The 17,471-nt window shown below is 45.1% G+C and carries 16 protein-coding genes and 1 pseudogene; 9 read left to right on the top strand and 8 right to left on the bottom strand.

The features are described from left to right. Nucleotides 1–21 precede the first annotated feature (21 nt). Together NIES208_RS01485 and msrP are read right to left on the bottom strand one after the other, a co-directional pair. The gene (locus NIES208_RS01485) at nt 22–2,538 is read right to left on the bottom strand and encodes a response regulator (protein ID WP_084176492.1); all 2,517 of its coding nucleotides are present in this window, start codon (nt 2,536–2,538) and stop codon (nt 22–24) included. A 248-nt stretch (nt 2,539–2,786) separates the two neighbouring features. Then, on the bottom strand, nt 2,787–3,761 hold the full coding sequence (gene msrP, locus NIES208_RS01480; RefSeq protein ID WP_075888991.1) for a protein-methionine-sulfoxide reductase catalytic subunit MsrP: 975 nt from the start codon (nt 3,759–3,761) through the stop codon (nt 2,787–2,789). A gap of 114 nt (nt 3,762–3,875) precedes the next feature. On the opposite strand from msrP, the gene NIES208_RS01475 reads away from it, so the two are divergent. Next, entirely contained in the window at nt 3,876–5,150 is a 1,275-nt protein-coding gene (locus tag NIES208_RS01475) for an MFS transporter (protein ID WP_075888989.1), read from the top strand. A 3-nt stretch (nt 5,151–5,153) separates the two neighbouring features. On the opposite strand, the gene NIES208_RS01470 is transcribed toward NIES208_RS01475, so the two are convergent. From NIES208_RS01470 to argF, 4 genes and pseudogenes are all read right to left on the bottom strand, one after another. Continuing rightward, nucleotides 5,154–5,483, bottom strand: coding sequence for a hypothetical protein (locus NIES208_RS01470; protein WP_075888987.1), 330 nt, complete (start codon nt 5,481–5,483; stop codon nt 5,154–5,156). A gap of 24 nt (nt 5,484–5,507) precedes the next feature. Further along, nucleotides 5,508–5,870 (bottom strand): 3'-5' exonuclease, encoded by a 363-nt coding sequence (locus tag NIES208_RS01465; protein ID WP_139324954.1) that lies wholly within the window; start codon nt 5,868–5,870, stop codon nt 5,508–5,510. Between the two features lie 65 nt (nt 5,871–5,935). Then, nucleotides 5,936–6,447, bottom strand: a pseudogene (locus tag NIES208_RS01460) (Uma2 family endonuclease). 185 nt (nt 6,448–6,632) lie between these two features. After that, nucleotides 6,633–7,553 (bottom strand): ornithine carbamoyltransferase, encoded by a 921-nt coding sequence (gene argF, locus NIES208_RS01455; RefSeq protein ID WP_075888983.1) that lies wholly within the window; start codon nt 7,551–7,553, stop codon nt 6,633–6,635. Between the two features lie 227 nt (nt 7,554–7,780). On the opposite strand from argF, the gene NIES208_RS01450 reads away from it, so the two are divergent. From NIES208_RS01450 to NIES208_RS01440, 3 genes are all read left to right on the top strand, one after another. Then, complete coding sequence (locus tag NIES208_RS01450; protein WP_075888981.1) at nt 7,781–9,688, top strand: AMP-dependent synthetase/ligase; 1,908 nt, start codon at nt 7,781–7,783, stop codon at nt 9,686–9,688. A 367-nt stretch (nt 9,689–10,055) separates the two neighbouring features. Beyond that, entirely contained in the window at nt 10,056–10,508 is a 453-nt protein-coding gene (locus NIES208_RS01445) for a YlqD family protein (protein WP_075888979.1), read from the top strand. Between the two features lie 121 nt (nt 10,509–10,629). Next, nucleotides 10,630–11,472: a prephenate/arogenate dehydrogenase gene (locus NIES208_RS01440; RefSeq protein ID WP_075888977.1), complete on the top strand. Its 843-nt coding sequence runs from the start codon at nt 10,630–10,632 to the stop codon at nt 11,470–11,472. 655 nt (nt 11,473–12,127) lie between these two features. Here the strand turns inward: NIES208_RS01440 and psb32 are convergent. Both psb32 and NIES208_RS01430 read right to left on the bottom strand, forming a co-directional pair. Further along, on the bottom strand, nt 12,128–12,826 hold the full coding sequence (gene psb32 / locus NIES208_RS01435; RefSeq protein WP_075888975.1) for a photosystem II repair protein Psb32: 699 nt from the start codon (nt 12,824–12,826) through the stop codon (nt 12,128–12,130). A gap of 310 nt (nt 12,827–13,136) precedes the next feature. Then, complete coding sequence (locus tag NIES208_RS01430; RefSeq protein ID WP_075888973.1) at nt 13,137–13,622, bottom strand: photosystem I reaction center subunit XI; 486 nt, start codon at nt 13,620–13,622, stop codon at nt 13,137–13,139. 243 nt (nt 13,623–13,865) lie between these two features. Here NIES208_RS01430 and NIES208_RS19760 point away from each other — a divergent pair, with 243 nt between their 5' ends. The 5 genes from NIES208_RS19760 (at nt 13,866) to NIES208_RS01405 (ending at nt 17,404) form a co-directional block, all read left to right on the top strand. After that, complete coding sequence (locus NIES208_RS19760; RefSeq protein ID WP_075888971.1) at nt 13,866–13,979, top strand: hypothetical protein; 114 nt, start codon at nt 13,866–13,868, stop codon at nt 13,977–13,979. A gap of 148 nt (nt 13,980–14,127) precedes the next feature. Next, nucleotides 14,128–14,628, top strand: coding sequence for a phosphohistidine phosphatase SixA (gene sixA / locus NIES208_RS01420; RefSeq protein ID WP_139324953.1), 501 nt, complete (start codon nt 14,128–14,130; stop codon nt 14,626–14,628). 91 nt (nt 14,629–14,719) lie between these two features. After that, nucleotides 14,720–15,862 (top strand): citrate synthase, encoded by a 1,143-nt coding sequence (locus tag NIES208_RS01415; protein WP_075888969.1) that lies wholly within the window; start codon nt 14,720–14,722, stop codon nt 15,860–15,862. A gap of 3 nt (nt 15,863–15,865) precedes the next feature. Continuing rightward, on the top strand, nt 15,866–16,483 hold the full coding sequence (locus NIES208_RS01410; RefSeq protein WP_075888967.1) for a hypothetical protein: 618 nt from the start codon (nt 15,866–15,868) through the stop codon (nt 16,481–16,483). Nucleotides 16,484–16,486: 3 nt separating this feature from the next. Next, nucleotides 16,487–17,404 (top strand): NAD(+) kinase, encoded by a 918-nt coding sequence (locus NIES208_RS01405; RefSeq protein ID WP_075888965.1) that lies wholly within the window; start codon nt 16,487–16,489, stop codon nt 17,402–17,404. The last annotated feature ends 67 nt before the right edge of the window (nt 17,405–17,471 follow it).

Here is a 17,471-nt window from a genome sequence, read left to right as displayed (position 1 = left end):
TTCGATATGCCATCAGAACATTTAAGGGTTATTGGTGGTGGATGTTGTTTCTGTATCTACAAGGGCGATCGCCAAGTAGTTTTTGAGGATTTGGAAAACATCGCCGGTACGAAATGGTTTCGTCAGCACATCATCAAACCCCTGATGGAGAAAAGCTTGCGTATCTTTAATTTCTAGGCTGGCACTACAGGCAATAATCGTGACTTGATCGCCCTGGGGAGCTTGGCGAATGGTATGTGTTGCTTCTTTACCATTCATCACTGGCATTAATAAATCCATAAAAATCAAGTCTGGTTGCCATGCTTGCCACTGGGCGATCGCCTGTTGTCCATCCTTTGCTTCGGCAATTTGGAACTTGAAGGGGGTCAATAATCGTTTAAACAAGAGACGATTAATGGGACTATCATCAACAATGAGAATTTTGTATTGGGATTGGTCTGCTGCGGGGATTTGAGCTAATTTTTTCGATGGGGTGATCCTCCGGGACTCGACGATTGGTAAACGTAGACTAAAACTAAAGCTAGAACCCTTGCCCTCTGTGCTTTGTAGCAAAAGGTCGCTGCCCATCAACTGTAAAAATTGTTGGGAAATTGTGAGTCCTAGCCCTGTACCACCTGTGAGTTTGAGGCCAGATTCTGACTGTTGAAAGGGTTGAAATACATTCTTTTGGTCTTCTTTGGCAATGCCTGCTCCGGTGTCTGTGACGGTAAACTCTAGGGTGATTGTGTCGGGTTGGCGAGACAGCTCGGTGAGGGTTAATGCGATAAACCCTTGCCTTGTAAACTTGACGGCATTGCCTAGTAGGTTAAGTAAGACTTGTCTTGTTTTTTGGGGATCTAGTAGGACGAATTGGGGTAGATTGTCTGGTAATGTCAGCACAAAATCTAATTTTTTAGCCCTGGTCTGTGCTGAAAAAAGACTACTGAGGTCGTGGCATATTTCGTGTAAATTTGTCGGCTGGCGTTGTAGCTTCATCTCGCCCGCTTCAATCTTTGATAAATCTAAAATGGTGTTAATAAGATCTAGCAAATGTTCGCCACTGCGCTGCATGATGTCAAGGTTTTCTTGTTCTTCGGCATCAAGGTTTGGCGATCGCTGCAAAATTTGGATAAAGCCCAAAATCGCATTTAGTGGTGTCCGTAATTCGTGGTTCATTTGCGCAAGAAAGTGACTTTTTGCTTGGTTGGCAACTTCTGCTTTTTCCTTGGCTGCGGATAAGGCTGCGTTCGATTTGGCAAGGTCAGCAGTTCGTCGGTCGACGCGTGCTTCTAGGTCTGTAAATGCTGTTTTGAGTTGAGCTGCCATCTGGGCGATCGCCTCGGTAAGCTGACCCAACTCGTCCCGGCGATCGCTTTTGATTTCCTGTTGCCAATTACCATCCGCTAACCCCTGAGAAATTTTGTTTAGCCGTAAAATTGGCGCTAAAACCCAGCGGCTAGTCCATATTCCTAATGCCAAAGCGGTAATAAAGGCGACCGTACAGAGGAAAACTGTCTGACGAGCACTTTGATGGATCTGAGCCATAAAATCAGACTCAGGAATAACCACAACAATGAGCCAGTTCAGGCCGTAGGCATCACCATAGGGACTAACCTGTAGGAGCTGACGACTGTTATTTTGTTCGAATTCTAGATGAATGGAACTGCGGATTTCGTTTAGATCGACAAACTCATTTTGGAGAAATTCACTGGCACTACGAATGAGTTGGTTTTCACTATCCACACCGGCAATTCTTTCAATGGTCTGGTTGGTTTCTCGAAATGCAAGGGTCTCACCAGAGTTGGCAATTAATAAGCCATTACGATCCATGATGAATGTTTTGCCTGTTTTGCCGACCCTAATTTTGCGTAAAAACTCACTAATATCAAAAAGTGAAAAATCGACGGCAAAGACTCCTCTAAATTCTGGGGTGTAAACAGCTGTCACCGCTGGTAAAGCTAGATTTGGATATGGCGCGTGCCACACATAGGGTTCTCCCCACACCGGCTCCGTATGGGCGATCGCCGTTTGATACCAAGGACGCTCCAATAATTCATAGCCAGTGACAACATTCAGTAGTTCAAGGCGATCGCCCTTAACATTTGCCCGATAAGTTCTAAAAAAACGTCCCGGTGCTTCCGAGTTTGAATAACCAAGCGTAATATCATTACCTTCTCGTCCTGCCCCAATGAATTCCGGCGCTGGTGAACCAAAATAAATGTAAGTAGCCGCCTCAAATTGCTGGATTTGTCGCCAAAAGTTTTTTTCCATTTGCTCGACATTGCTTGGATCCAAAAGACCTAAACGTACCGAATCAGTATTGAGACGATTAATTTGGTGGGGAATATTTAGGTAGTTTTGTAATCGTTCTTCAATACGAAAAGTGATTTCTGAAGTTAATTGTGTCGATAATTCATTGACCGTCTTTTGCCCATTACGAAAGGATAACCAGCCGACCACTCCCACTGTCCCAACAATTTGAAGGACAAAAGGGGCGATGAGTACCGTGCGTAAAGGCAGCGATCGCCACAATTTTTGAGCGAAAAGTTGCAAAGTCAAAGCGGTAAAAAGAAAGAATTTAAATATTTAGTCGATAGAGCAAAAAGCTGCCCGACCTACTATCCATTAAGACATTTAAAACAAGCTAATCGGATCAGTAAGAAGTACTGCCTTTCTCGTACTTACGAGATCGCTTTCCTGCAAAAGTCGCTGTTAATTATGAAAAATGTATGGAGTTTGGTCAGTCTCGAACAAAGATACCGCTGATATCAACATCAACTATTTATCTAAACCTACGTGGACAAAACCTAGCTATATAAAGCCGCAACATATTCACCGTAGCCGTTGTAGGGGAGTGTTTCTTTGAGCTCCCAACCAAATTCACTGCTATTGCCAATGAATTTTTCCGTCGCCTGAGACCAGCGGGGGTGGGGCACATCTGGCTCAACATTCGCTTCAAACTTATATTCGTTCGAGTCAAGGGTATTCCAATAGGTCTTCGGTTGTTCAGCTAAAAACTCAATTTTGACAATGGACTTTGCCCCCTTAAAGCCATATTTCCACGGCACAACCATCCGGATAGGTGCGCCGTGTTGCTTCGGTAAATCATGACCATAAATACCCACCGCAAAGAAAGCTAAATCATTATTCATTTCTTCGATGGTCAGACCTTCTGTGTAGGGCCAAGGCAAGCTACCCAAATGAAAACTGGGGCCATAGGTGACATTTTCATCGTAATAGCTAGAGAAACTGACATATTTCGCGTTATTTTTCGGCTCCACAGCTTTAATCAGTTCACGCATCGGGAAACCAGTCCACGGCAACACCATTGACCAAGCTTCCACACACCGGAACCGATAGATTCTTTCCTCTAGGGGAAATTTCGTTTTGAGATCATCAATGTCGTAGGTTTGGGGATTATTGACTAAGCCACCAACTTCTACTTGCCACGGCTTTGTGGGTAAATTTTGGGCGTTCTGCCAAATGCCTTTTGTGCCGCCAAATTCGTAGAAATTATTGTACTGTCCCGCAAAGAGTTCCTTCGTGATGGGGCGATCGCCCACTTGAAATGCCGTGTTTTTTGTAGCGGGCAAATCCGGTAAATCTAGGGTCTTGCGGAGTTCGGCGTACTTATCATCTTTCGACTGACAACCCACTAAAGCTGTCCCAATCCCTGCCCCAATGACAGTTTGAATAAACTTGCGACGGTTCCAGTATGACCGTTCGGCGGTCACCATATTTTCAGAAATCGAGTAGGAAGGAGGGACTTTAAAGAGAACCATAGGGACTTTGTAACGGCTGTCGTCTAAGACTGTAACGCATTTCTAAGGTCAGGGTTTCCTCAAGGTTTGTAACATTCTTTTACAATTAGAAAGCACTATTCAGAGGGAAATGTTGTGAAGGTTTTTTTACAACTGGAACGGCAGACGCAAGTTAATTTGGCTTTTCTGTTTGCTGCGGCGTTGGGATTTTGGCTGAGCATGACCAGTCTGTTGCCCGTCTTGCCTGCCTATATCCAAGACCTCGGTGCCACGGATCAAGAGGTGGGCTTTGTGATGGGGTGTTTTGCCATTGGTCTGTTGCTTTCCCGTGCCCAGCTGGGAAAAATGGCCGATGAAAAAAGTCGTAAGTTGGTAATTCTCATTGGTGCGGCGGTGGTGGGCATTGCGCCTTGGGGTTATATTTTTCTTGATTCGATTCCTGAAATGATGGTGTGGCGAGCCTTTCATGGTCTTAGTATTGCGGCTTTTACCACGGGCTATAGTGCCTTGGTTGTTGATTTAGCGCCACTGGAAAATCGTGGTGAAGTTGTCAGCTATATGAGTTTGGCGATTCCCCTTGGGATGTCTATTGGGCCTGTGTTGGGGGGGTATATGCTTGGGACGGTCGGTTATCCGGTTATTTTTTCTGTTTCGGCGTTGTGTGGGATGGCGGCTTTTGTTTTTGCGAGTCAAACCCATGAAAAACCTAGAATGATTGAAGTTACGCCAGTATTAGGCGATCGCCCAACCTCTGAAATTCCATTAAAACCAAAAACCAACCGTCAATTTCGCGAATTGATGACCGACAAAAGTCTTTATATTCCGTCGTTAGTCATGCTCTTTATCGGCTTATTGTTTGGCACATTGGTGACTTTTTTGCCGCTATATATCCGTGAACTGGGCATCAATTTTAATACTGGTTTGTTTTATGGTGCTGCGGCTATTTCTAGTTTTTCCAGTCGGTTACTCATCGGCAAAGCGTCAGATCGTCTAGGGCGGGGCTTATTTATTAGTGGTAGTTTGCTGTGCTATGCCCTCGCGATGGTTTGTTTAACCCATGCCAATCGTCCGCCCCTGTTTATTATTGCTGGTGTTATTGAGGGGGTGGGTGCTGGAACGTTGATTCCGATGATGATTGCGTTGATGTCGGATCGCTCTTCGAGTAATGAACGGGGAAAGGTTTATTCGCTTTGTATTGGTGGTTTTGATGTGGGTATTGCGGCGGCTGGTTTTTTCCTCGGTACGGTCACCCAAACAGTCGGTTATCAAGGGGGGTTTGCGATCGCCGCGGGGTTGGCGTTGTTGGCTTTCTTGCTATTTTTGACCCAAGGCAACCAATACGTTAAGCCTTCTCTTAAATTCGCCATCGGTAAAACCGGCGATCGCTATGCCCAAAAGTTTGAAGGTTAGTTTTTAAGTATTAATCACTAATTTCTGAATGGAGAAAGGATAATCTTTTTGTTCAAGATTTAGATCTGATTCCCGCAGATCTTTAAACCAATATCTTTGGTCAGGATTCCAGCGAAATCGATGTGCTTTTGCTAAATGTTTATTGTCGAAAGAAACGTCGGCGATCGCCCTAATTTTTGCTTCCTTTGAGCGCTGAATCGCAGTTTTTAAAATACTGTCTAATTCACCTAATTCACTGACTCGATCAAACAATGCTGCAATCAATTGGCAATCCGTTAAAGCGCGATGGGCGCTACTCACACCAATGCCATAATTTAACGCTGTATTAATCAAAGAAGTTGGTTTTTCATTTCTCGACTACACAAAATCATCATAAGTACATAACCATGGCTTATTGACCTGCACTAAAAAGTTTCTGCCAAACCATTGTCGGTCAAATTGAGCATTATGAGCGACAAGGTAATCAGCCTGATCAATCCAGTTTTTTGTGAGTAAGATAAATGGAGTTATCCCTTGGGAATCAAGCTGTTGACTGGCCTGTGGACTAATTTTATTAATGTTTTCGGCGGGATTCTGCGTGACAGGAAAGAGAGTGGAAAATTGCTGTAGAGTACATGCTTCTTTGACGGAATATAAAATCGCCCCAAGTTCAATTACTTCGTCTTCTTTTGGATCGAGACCTGTTGTTTCTACATCAACAATGAGTAATAAGTCTGTCATTACTTTGATTTGTTCTAAAAAGACATTTTTGCAATGTTTATTTACCAAATTTTTGCCATCGATAATTAAAAACCTGCTAATTCTGGATCATCATTAATGACCTCTGGATTTTCAAGAATCTGTGGATCTTGATTAGGGCGGTAAATATGCACAGTTCGATTTTTCCGATCGATTAACCAGCCGAGCAAAACGCCATTTTCGATATATTCTTCCATCTTTTCCTTAAGCGATTTGAGCGTGTCACTTTTTGAGCGCAGTGCAATCACGAAGTCTGGATAAATTGGCGCAAATGAGGATTTTTCATCGTCTGTTAGGGCATTCCATCTTTCAGGCGAACCCATGAAGCATCCGGCGATCGCGTTGCACCGTTAGGTAATGTAAATCCTGCCCTAGAATCAAACCCTAAACCTGTGCCATCTTTCTCCGCCCATATTCCAAGTTGAACTGCAAGGTTAAAATTACGATTCCCTGTATCAGAAAAAGCTGGCGGCATCACAATCACTTCTCCTGTAGCGGTATGTTCAATGCGGAGGTCACGGTTCGCTAGGCAAAATTCGTAAAATTCTTCGCGACTCATGGGCTGTGCTCTGGGAAAGACCACACTCCAACCGGAAGTTTCTCCTTGAATCAGTAGATTTGCCGTCATAGTCTGAAATGCTCGACTGTTGCTGATTCTCATTGTAACGATGGTTTTTCTGCCATAAAAAAGCGACCCGAAACTAATCTTTGGATCGCGATAAAAAATAAATTGAAATGCTGGACTTACACTGCGCCGAGTAGTAAAGCCAGAAGCGCTTTTTGGGCGTGCATTCGATTTTCTGCCTGATCCCAAATGCGGGACTGCTTGCCTTCCATCACTTCATCGGTAATTTCTTCGCCACGGTGTGCCGGGAGACAGTGGAGGGCGATCGCCTCTTTATCTGCTACAGCCATGAGGTCGCTGTTGAGTTGGTAGGGTTGGAAAATCGGAATGCGGGTATTGGCCAAATCCTCCTGACCCATACTTGCCCAAACGTCAGTGTAGATTGCGTGGGCATTTTCACAAGCTTCTTTTGGATCGTTGGTAATGAGAATATGGGAGCGATCGCCCGCAATTTCTTTTGCCTGCGCCACAATCTCCAGACTCGGTTCATAATCCTTGGGTGTGGCAATGTGAACATTCATCCCCACTAAAGCACCACCGAGCAAAATCGAATGGGCAACATTATTACCATCACCCACATAGGTCATGGTTAAACCGTCCAGCTTACCGAAGGTTTCCTGCATGGTTTGGAGATCCGCCAACATCTGACAGGGGTGCTCTAAATCGGTGAGGGCATTAATAATCGGAATCGTGGCATAGTCGGCAATTTCTTCGAGATCCTGCTGGTCAAAGGTACGAATCGCCAAAATATCAAGGTAACGGTCAAGGACGCGGGCGGTATCTTTGAGAGGTTCACCGCGACCGACTTGGGTGCGACTGGGATTGAGGTCGATCACATTGCCACCCAGTTCGTACATCGCCACAGAGAAAGATACACGGGTGCGGGTAGAGGCTTTATAGAAAAGTAAACCAAGGGTTTTCGGGCAGTTAGGTTTGATTTTGCCCGCTTTGAGATCGGCTGCGAGATTGAGCACCTCCATCATTTCTGTGGCACTCAAATCCGCAATGCTCAGCAAATCCCGACCTTTTAGTGAACTCATACCTAATCTATTCCTGTGTGACGAAAAAAATATTATAAGCTGCTGGTTTTGCCAACTAGCGCCGAAATCCGCCATTAATGACCCAAGTCAAGAAATTTTGATAGGGAATTTCATCCCATTACGATTTTTTAACTGTCCACCGTTACGGGAGATATGCCCCAGAAACTTTTACAGTAGGATGAAAGCCACGATTATGGCCTTGTTTCTTTTCTGTATGAGTATTTGTCATGAGTAACTCCGCCTACGCTAATATCCAGTCCCTCTCAGAAATTTGGGCGATCGCCGCCGAGATGTATGGCGATGTTTTAGCGCTCTACGATCCCCACAGTGAGCCGGAAATGAAAGTGACCTACACTCAGCTATGGCAACAGATCCAGCAGTTTGGAGCGGGGTTGCAAGCCCTCGGCATCCAGCCCGGCGAAAAGGTCGCCCTCATTGCCGATAACAGTCTCCGTTGGTTTATTGCAGACCAAGGCACGATCGCCACAGGTGCAGTCAATGCGGTGCGCTCATCCCAAGCGGAGAAAACGGAGCTGCTCTACATTTACGAAGATAGTGAAAGTCAATTTTTAATTGCGGAAAATCTAGAAACTTTTCAACGCTTCGAACCGGAAATCTCTGGCCTACAACCCAAAGCCATAATTTTACTTTCCGATGAAGATATTCCCGACAGTCCCCTGACTGTGCTCAACTTTTCGCAGCTGATGGCTTTAGGTAACGGTAAAGAACTCACGATGCCACGGCGATCGCCCAGCGATTTAATGACATTAATCTATACCTCCGGCACAACGGGCAAACCAAAGGGTGTCATGCTTTCCCATGGCAATTTGCTATATCAAGTGCAAAATCTTGACGCAGTTATGCTGCCTAACCCCGGAGACAAGGTGCTGAGTATTCTCCCCACATGGCATTCCTACGAACGCACCGCCGAATATTATTTGCTCTCGAAGGGCTGTACCCAGATTTACACCAGCATTCGCCATATCAAAAAAGACCTCAAAACCTACAAACCAGCTTTCATGGTGGCAGTACCCCGTATTTGGGAATCGATCTATGAAGGAGTGCAAAAAAATTTCCGCGAGCAGCCCGCTAATAAGCAAAAACTGGTGAATTTTTTCATTGCCCTCTCCAGCCAGTACGTCCTCGCCAACCGCATTGCCAAGAATCTCAGCCTCGAACACCTCTATGTTTCTAGTGGCACAAGATTAATTAATAAGTTGAAGGCGATCGCCCTACTCCCTTTACACCTCCTCGGCGAAAAACTCGTTTACAACAAAATCCGTGAAGCAACAGGCGGCAAAATTCGTTACGTCATTAGCGGCGGCGGTTCCCTCGCCCAACACATCGATACCTTCTTTGAAATGGTGGGTATCAATATTCTCGTTGGCTACGGCCTAACCGAAACCTCCCCCGTGACCAATGCCCGTCGTCCTGAACGCAATGTGCGCGGCAGTTCTGGTCCTGCTTTGCCCGGTACAGAAGTCCGGATTGTCGATCTTGAAACCCGCCAAAACTTACCTCAGGGTGAAAAAGGACTGGTATTGCTCAAGGGTCCTCAAATTATGCAGGGTTACTACCGCAAACCTGAAGCGACAGCCAAAGCCATCGACAAAGACGGCTGGTTTGACAGTGGTGATATCGGTTGGCTCACACCCCAAGGTGATCTGGTTTTAACCGGGCGCGCTAAAGATACCATCGTACTCAGTAATGGCGAAAATATTGAGCCGCAGCCCATTGAAGATGCCTGTGCCCGTAGTGCTTACATCGATCAAATTATGCTGGTGGGTCAAGATCAAAAATCCCTCGGTGCACTGATTGTCCCCAACCTTGAAGCCCTCGAAAAATGGATTACAGACAATAGCTTGGGTTTGACTCTGCCTGATCCCGCGACAGCTCCGGAAGCCTTACACCAAACTGATTTATACAGCAAAGCAGTGGTGAAATTATTTAAAGATGAAATTACCCGCGAAGTAAAAAATCGCCCCGGCTACCGCCCGGATGATCGCATTACAAATTTTGCGCTAATCCTTGAGCCTTTCTCCATGGAAAATGGCCTTCTGACCCAGACGCTAAAGATGAAACGCCCCATTGTTACTCAGAAGTATCAAGGTCTAATTGACGAGCTTTATGCATAAGTCACTGGTCTCTTAGAGTACTCCCCAAAAATATTCATCCGGTAAATCCAGTAATTGTAGGGTGTGTTAGACGGCTGTGATATGCAAGACAAAACCATAATGTATCTATCCGTCGTAACGCATCTGAAGTTGTGATTAGCTAAGTAAACCGTGCGTTACGCTTCGCTAACACACCCTACTATAAAGAGAATATTTATTTGTTTGCTGCACCCTTAGTCGGGATTTGGGCGATCGCCGGGCGTAGATCTTTACAGAAGCTAAATGAATAAATTGCTTGGCAATGGGACATTGATGCTAACCTGAAAATGTTTTGCGTGTTGATTAGCGTAATAGAAACAGAAATTTTATAAACCCTAGGACAATTCAAATGGACGAAAATCAAGATCTTTCTGTGACCCTAAAGCGGCCAATAAACCTCAAAGTTATTGTCACTCCCCGGTGGAAGCAGGAAGTACAACAGCAACTTCAGGGGCAAATTACCAACCTTGATTCTCAGCTTGAGCAAATTGATGTTCAGGGTAATCGCACGATTAATGAGCTTAAACAGCAAAGCATTAGCCCGATTCCTCCCCAAGTGACCCAGCAGATTGATAATATTCAAATGCAGGTAAACAAGAAAAAAAGCGAAATTTTAGAGAAGAAAAATCAAGCCCTCCAGCAGCTCCAACAAGTCCAAACCCTTGAGCTTGAGCAAGAGTTTTTCCAGGGTCAAATGGAAAGTTTCTTTGAGATTAAGAAAGGCGACAATTTGGTTAAAAAGCTCAATGTTGAAATCATTGTTCGCGACGGCATCGTTGAAGAAATTCGTGGTTCGATGTAATTTTGGTGATATGTCGTTTTGATATGTAATTTTAAGTTGCATTTATAGACCAACAAAACAGAATTGAAAATCTCCCTGATACTATTTTGTATTGGGGATTTTTATTAGTCGAGAATACAATATGAAAATAGGTATTGTTGGTCTGGGGTTAATTGGTGGATCGTTGGCGATCGCCTTTAAAGAAGCAGGCTTAGAAATTGTTGCCACATCCCGAAAAGCCGCCACTTGCCAAACGGCTTTAAACCGCAAGATTGTTGACCATGCCAGCACTGATGCCAGTATTTTAAAAACTGCTGATGTTGTGTTTTTGTGCACCCCAATGGACTATGTGATTGATTCAGCAAAAGCTGTGATCCCCCATTTAAAACCAGATGCCGTTTTGACGGATGTTGCTTCGGTAAAAGGAACAATGGTTGCGGCGATCGCCCCCCTCTGGAAAAATTTTGTGGGGGGTCATCCGATGGCAGGCACAGCAAAACAAGGCATTGATGCCGTCATAGCCGGTTTATTCATTGATGCCCCCTACGTGTTAACGCCGACAGAAACGACACCGCCCATAGCGATTGAGACCCTAAAGAAACTAATTAAAATCCTCAATAGCCGCTATTATTCCTGTTCTCCAGAAGTGCATGATCAGTCTGTGGCATGGATATCCCATCTTCCCGTGTTTGTCAGTGCTAGTCTCATTGCAGCTTGTTTGGGTGAAGATGATCCCGCAATTCTGAAAATGTCGAAATCCCTTGCTAGCTCAGGCTTTCGAGATACCAGTCGTGTTGGTGGTGGCAATCCAGAATTGGGACTCATGATGGCAAAACAAAATAAAGAAGCGCTACGGCGATCGCTGGATACCTATCGTGATCAGCTCGACGAAATCATCCAGCAAATTGATACTAATCAATGGGAAAAAATTGAGGTACTCCTCCAGAAAAACCACCAGCAACGGGACAGCTTTTTATCGCGATGATCATAGCTTTTGGGTCAATTTGTAAAATGATTAATCGCCATATTTATGCTCGTTATTTATGCTCGCTTCGAGCCACTCTTAACCAGAGCTCAGGTTAACCAGAGTGTGTAATAGCGGCATAGTGGACAGCCGAGAAGGTGGTGGGGAGAAGATCTCCTCAGCTCATAGGTGTGGACAAGAATGTTGTGAGAATAATATCAATATTCCCTGTGTCTCCTTGTCTCAAAGAATTTTAGACACAATTTTTAAGCAAAACTGACGTTTCTTTGGAATGATTAATGTCCTTCTTTGGGGATGCTGCTCGGAGAGCAGAAGAGCTTTCGATGAGTTGCGCAACTTACGGAAAATCCCCTCCTCACTTTTTTTCAAAAAAGGGTAACATTAATCCCTATTCCAAGCCATAGCAAAGGCTAGTAAAATTAGCACAAAAATCTTAGGATTCAAAAATCTGAATTTTTTTAAACATTGTCATTTACTGCGCTAAAATGCCGTAAACTCTTGAATTTATCATCCTAAACTTATTGGCTTTGACAATAAAAGAAGATGTTTTCTTAAGGTTTAAAAGCAAAGACCAATATGCTGTAAAAAATAATAAAAAAGAGAACTAGATTTTGTCTAGAGTTCTCCCTTAATATGATTAAGATTTAGCTGATTTCTAGCGGACATACCACCAATAAGTACCCATTGGAATAGCTGTTGCTAATACTAATAAAACAATTAACCAAATAGTCGAACTTGTTGTTTTTGTATCTTCAGCTTTGGTAAAAGTACTTTCGATATTAATCTCGGCAATTTGTGGGGGACCCGGATCTGCTTCACCGGCAAAGATTGCGCTAACACGTTCTTCTGCCTCTAGGAGTGCTTGATTGTAGGCACTTTTTCGTAATGGATAGCCGACGGTTTTTTCTGTGATGCTTTTAATTGTTTCTTCTGGGAACTTTTCTTTTAGGTTCTCGCCAAGGGCGATCGCCACATTATTAGTTAAAACATCAACAGCTATCACCATTTCATCAGAGCCATCTGCTGCTGTGGGGAACCATTTTGCAAAGACTTTCTCTGCAAACTCTTCGATGGTTTGGCCATAGTCAAGGCGACGGATAGCAACAAAATGCAGACCCTTACCCGTTTTCTCTGCCAGTGTTTCTAGCTCTCGATTGAGACGACCATCGTTAGCGCGACTAATGGCTTCGGCCTGATCCACTAACCAAATAGGTTGATCCGGAGTCGAATAGGGAACGTCATAGACCCCTGTTGCTTGGGCGGGCAGTACAAATCCACCGAAAACTAGCACCACCGATACTAGCCATAGACCCAGCTTTTGCCACCTACTTATGGTTTTAGTTTGCATCATCATAATGACTGTGTTTATCTCTTAAATTTATTGCGGCAGTTGCCGTCCCTCAGGAAAAGCCTGAGGCGATCGCCCGCCATACAGTCCCTGATTATCAGAACTATATTTTTCTAAAGTATAAAAAATAATTACCAATGATGATCCCCTTCGAGGCGAATTCCCATAAAAAAAAGCCCAGTAACAACATACTAGGCTCGATAAAACAGCAAACTCAATAAAGAAAATACAAACTCAAAGGGATTATGATCCAAAAGTCAAAACCAGTGACAGGAAAGCTAAGTCGCCGATTTTAACACCGTAAACTACACATAATTTACGAAGACCAAACACCACCAGCGATTTGTACTAGAGGCTCAACAAAGGGTGTGCCGCAAAGGAAATAAGCAAAGAACGCACCACCACAACCGCCAAGCAGGAAGCTGCTCGCAAATTCGCTCCAGCCAGCGTCAGTACCAAGATCCTCCGGAGGATTTGGGGTTGTTAACGTTGCCGTCGGTGTGCTGACACCAGCCGCGCCATAAAGGGACAAAGCCACAGTCAAAATCGAAACGAGACCTACTGCTGCCAATAAACCAGCTAAAGCGGCGTAGTCGCTGTCGCGTAGGGGGCCAAGTACAGCAAAGGGGCCATAAACAAAAAAGCCATGGGCCATACCGATCTCTAAGCCACGACGTTGGGCGGAAAGACCTTTGCGGTAAGCCGGCAGATTATTGATGAAAGCTTTACTAAAAGCAGAAGCATTGACGGGGGTGGCGAGATTGCCCACTTGGGGATCGCCACCATGTGTAATAACATCCATTGAACGATTAAGCTCCTCTCAAAACAAACTTTAAAAAGGGTAAGGAAATGAATACTTGTAAGGGATTATAAGAGATATTGCGGGGATTCTAGGCTTTCTTAGTAAATGGCAACATTCGGTTGATTTAGGGCGTTTCTCAACATCTTTTGTAAAGAATCGTAATGTCTGCTGTATCTCGAAGCATCCTACAGTACCATCCAAAAGTATCTTGATATCCACTTATATAAATAAGGTAATTTTGATATGACTGGAGCATATGCCGCTTCTTTTTTGCCCGCTATGTTAGTTCCGATGATGGCTGTTCTCAACTTTGTTGTCTTGGGTCTTTTATTCACTTACATTGAGTCGGAAGCTTAGGAATTTATGCCATAGTATTTCCTGAAAAAGTGAAATTTTAAAGTCGCTTTTGATTTGATTTTCCATGTGTCCCTGTCATATTTGCCTTTTGGTGATGTGCAGGGATTATTTTTATCTGAATTACGGCGATCGCCGAGGCCTCTAAACATTGATCAATTTATACTTATTTCGCCACGGTATTGCTGCAGAGCGCTCTGACAAAATCCATGATGCAGAACGACCCTTAATCCCGAAAGGGCAAAGGCGTACAAGGCTTGTCGCTCGGCGACTACAGCAGATTGGCTTGCGTTTTGATGTTATTATGACGAGTCCTTTTCTGCGGGCTCAACAAACGGCGGACATTCTCCATGAGGAAGGGTTGGGGGATCTCCCGATCCCGTTGCCACCTTTAGCACCGACGGGGGAGTTTGCCAGGGGGATGGCATGGTTACAGGATTGGCAGCAGAATCATACGACGGAGAGCAATGTTGTGTTTGTGGGCCATCAACCCAATCTTGGACATTGGGCAGAACAGTTGCTCTGGGGAAAAGTCGGCGATCGCCTCATCGTCAAAAAAGCAGGCATCATTGGTATTAAGCTGGGCAACCTCAGTCATTCAGAAACAAATAACGAACTCTTTTTACTCACCTCGCCAAAATGGCTACCGTAATAAGCCACGTGATAGGCTAGTTTAGCCACGGGCACTGAGAAGTCAGCCTTAAAACTACACATTATTAGAAGACCAAGTAAAGGTATCGCATATGACCACTGGTTGTGAATTTAAACCCGGTTTGGAAGGAATTCCTGCCGCCCAATCCAGTATCAGTTTCGTTGACGGTAAACAGGGTATCCTCGAATATCGCGGTATTCCGATTCAAGAACTAGCTAAGAAAAGCTCTTTTTTAGAAGTTGCCTATCTCCTCATTTGGGGCAAGCTACCGACCTATAACGAGCTAGAAGACTTTAAAAACGATATTCTTTACCATCGCCGCATTAAATACCGCATTCGGGACATGATGAAATGTTTCCCAGACACTTGTCACCCAATGGATGCGTTGCAAACTTCAGCAGCTGCGTTGGGGCTATTTTATTCGAGGCGTGCCCTCGATGACCCTGAATATATTCGCCATGCTGTGATTCGCTTGTTGGCAAAGATTCCGACAATGATCGCGGCGTTTAACTTGATGCGGAAGGGCAATGACGCTGTTCAACCCAACGATAGCTTGGATTATGCGGCAAATTTTCTCTATATGATGACGGAGAGGCGACCCTATGATCTGCAAGCGCAGATTTTTGATACTTGCCTAACTCTTCACGCTGAGCACACCATTAACGCGTCTACTTTTTCCGCGATGGTGACGGCTTCGACTTTAACAGATCCCTATGCAGTAGTGGCATCGGCGGTGGGGACTTTAGCTGGGCCACTGCACGGTGGAGCCAATGAAGAAGTGTTGTTGATGCTGGAAGAAATTGGTTCTGTCGATAATGTTCAAGCCTACGTCGATAAGTGTGTCGAAAATAAGCAAAAAATTATGGGCTTCGGTCACCGCGTTTATAAGGTAAAAGACCCCCGCGCTGTGATTTTGCAAGGTTTGGCGGAGCAACTATTTGAGGTTGAGGGAGAAGATCCTTACTATAAGGTTGCCCTTGAGCTAGAAAAGGTTGTTGAGGATAAATATGGCCATAAGGGAATTTATGCCAATGTCGATTTTTATTCTGGGTTGGTGTACCGCAAGCTTGGCATTCCTAGTGATTTGTTTACGCCTTTGTTTGCGATCGCCCGGGTGGCTGGTTGGCTAGCCCACTGGAAGGAGCAGCTTGGTGTAAACCGAATTTTCCGTCCGACCCAGCAATACACTGGGCTCCATGGTCAGCCTTATATTCCCCTAGAGGAACGGGTTTAGGTGATGGGTAAGTTGTTTGCGGCAGTTTTGGGGTGGGCGATCGCCCTAGGGGTTTGTGTGGGTCTTTGGGGCTGTGCTAATACTGTCGCGCCAGAGGCTATAACCCTTGCCATTGAACCCAACCAAGACTGGACGACGGTGCAGTATGGGGGCCTTCAGCTCGACATCCCTCCTAATTTTGTTGCGGGTCAACCGGGTCTGGAATTAAAGGCACTGCAGGCTAGTTTGGTGGCTGCTGGTTTTGAAAATCGTACAGGTTGGCTCGCCCAAAATGCCGAAGAGATTGCGTTACTGGCGTTTGAGGCAACGGGTGATCAACTGACGGCCATTAATGTGATTCAGGTTGGGCGATCGCCTGACGAAACATTAGAAAATTATGTCGCGAAACAGGTGACTCAGCTAGAGGCCGCAGGGATTACTGTTGAATTACTGGCAATTGAAACTGATACGTCGGTGGGTGCTCTAAAACTCCAGACAGAAAATCAAGAACAATTGATTTACGTTTACCCCGGTGCGGAAGAATTTTGGGTTGTCACCTATAGTGGTGAGCATGGGCAACTGGCGGCAACGACCATTGAACGCAGTCGTCGTAGCGTTGAGATTCTTACCGAAGCGGAATAAATCGTGAAACTGGATCAAGTGATCATTGCCTATAAAGCGGGCAATAACTTCGCAAAAAAATGGGCACAGCGTTGTGCAGAAGAGCTAGAAGCCCTGGACTGTAAAGTACTGATGGGGCCTAGTGGGTTTAAGGATAATCCCTATCCTGTCTTTCTTGCTTCGGCGACAGAACCCATTGATCTGGCCATTGTCTTGGGAGGTGATGGTACGGTGCTAGCGGCGGCGCGACATTTATCTGTTGAAAATATTCCCATTTTGGCGGTGAATGTCGGCGGGCATTTAGGTTTTTTGACGGAACCGATTGAGCAGATCCAAGAGAGCCAAAAGTTATGGCAGCGCTTGAAAAATGATGTTTATGCTGTTGAAAAACGGATGATGCTAGAAGCGTCTATCTGTGAAGGCGATCGCCTCAACCCTGACATTGTCAGTGACCAACATTTTGCCCTCAATGAAATGTGTGTTAAACCCGCGGCTGTAGACCGGATGCCGACGGCGATTTTTGAGATGGAAGCCGATCATATGATCGTCGATCAATACCATGGTGATGGTTTGTTGGTTGCCACTTCAACCGGATCAACTTGCTATACAGCCTCAGCCAATGGCCCCATTATGCATCCCGGACTAGAGGCGATCGCCGTCACTCCCATTTGTCCCCTGAGTCTTTCTAGTCGTCCCATTGTCTTACCCGCTGGGACGAGTGTCGATATTTGGCCGCTGGGAGACTACGAACTAAAAAATAAGCTTTGGGTAGACTGTGCCCTCGGCACCTCCATTTGGCCGGGACAGTGGGTGAATGTCCGTAAAGCCCGTTGTTATTGCAAATTTATTATGCTGCGCGAGAGTTATTCCTTTTACAAAACTATCCGCGAAAAACTCCAGTGGCAAGGCTCCCGCATTCCCTACAACAATAATCATAATTAACCCAAGGTGTTGCCAGAGAAGATGACAAAAACTTTCAGCAAAACCTCCCCGCAAGTCGATAAAATCG

Origin of the sequence: [Limnothrix rosea] IAM M-220 (genome assembly GCF_001904615.1) — a bacterium.
GTDB lineage: Bacteria > Cyanobacteriota > Cyanobacteriia > Cyanobacteriales > MRBY01 > MRBY01.
Note: the sequence above shows the minus strand (reverse complement) of the source record. Positions and strands in the feature narration are given on the sequence as shown.

What these genes read in the sequence shown, in the direction of transcription:
- msrP (WP_075888991.1), bottom strand. Translation starts at nt 3,761, where the DNA reads ATGGTTCTCTTTAAAGTCCCTCCTTCCTACTCGATTTCTGAAAATATG.
- NIES208_RS01465 (WP_139324954.1), bottom strand. Translation starts at nt 5,870, where the DNA reads ATGACAGACTTATTACTCATTGTTGATGTAGAAACAACAGGTCTCGAT.
- argF (WP_075888983.1), bottom strand. Translation starts at nt 7,553, where the DNA reads ATGAGTTCACTAAAAGGTCGGGATTTGCTGAGCATTGCGGATTTGAGT.
- NIES208_RS01450 (WP_075888981.1), top strand. Translation starts at nt 7,781, where the DNA reads ATGAGTAACTCCGCCTACGCTAATATCCAGTCCCTCTCAGAAATTTGG.
- NIES208_RS01445 (WP_075888979.1), top strand. Translation starts at nt 10,056, where the DNA reads ATGGACGAAAATCAAGATCTTTCTGTGACCCTAAAGCGGCCAATAAAC.
- NIES208_RS01440 (WP_075888977.1), top strand. Translation starts at nt 10,630, where the DNA reads ATGAAAATAGGTATTGTTGGTCTGGGGTTAATTGGTGGATCGTTGGCG.
- psb32 (WP_075888975.1), bottom strand. Translation starts at nt 12,826, where the DNA reads ATGATGATGCAAACTAAAACCATAAGTAGGTGGCAAAAGCTGGGTCTA.
- NIES208_RS01430 (WP_075888973.1), bottom strand. Translation starts at nt 13,622, where the DNA reads ATGGATGTTATTACACATGGTGGCGATCCCCAAGTGGGCAATCTCGCC.
- NIES208_RS19760 (WP_075888971.1), top strand. Translation starts at nt 13,866, where the DNA reads ATGACTGGAGCATATGCCGCTTCTTTTTTGCCCGCTATGTTAGTTCCG.
- NIES208_RS01415 (WP_075888969.1), top strand. Translation starts at nt 14,720, where the DNA reads ATGACCACTGGTTGTGAATTTAAACCCGGTTTGGAAGGAATTCCTGCC.
- NIES208_RS01410 (WP_075888967.1), top strand. Translation starts at nt 15,866, where the DNA reads ATGGGTAAGTTGTTTGCGGCAGTTTTGGGGTGGGCGATCGCCCTAGGG.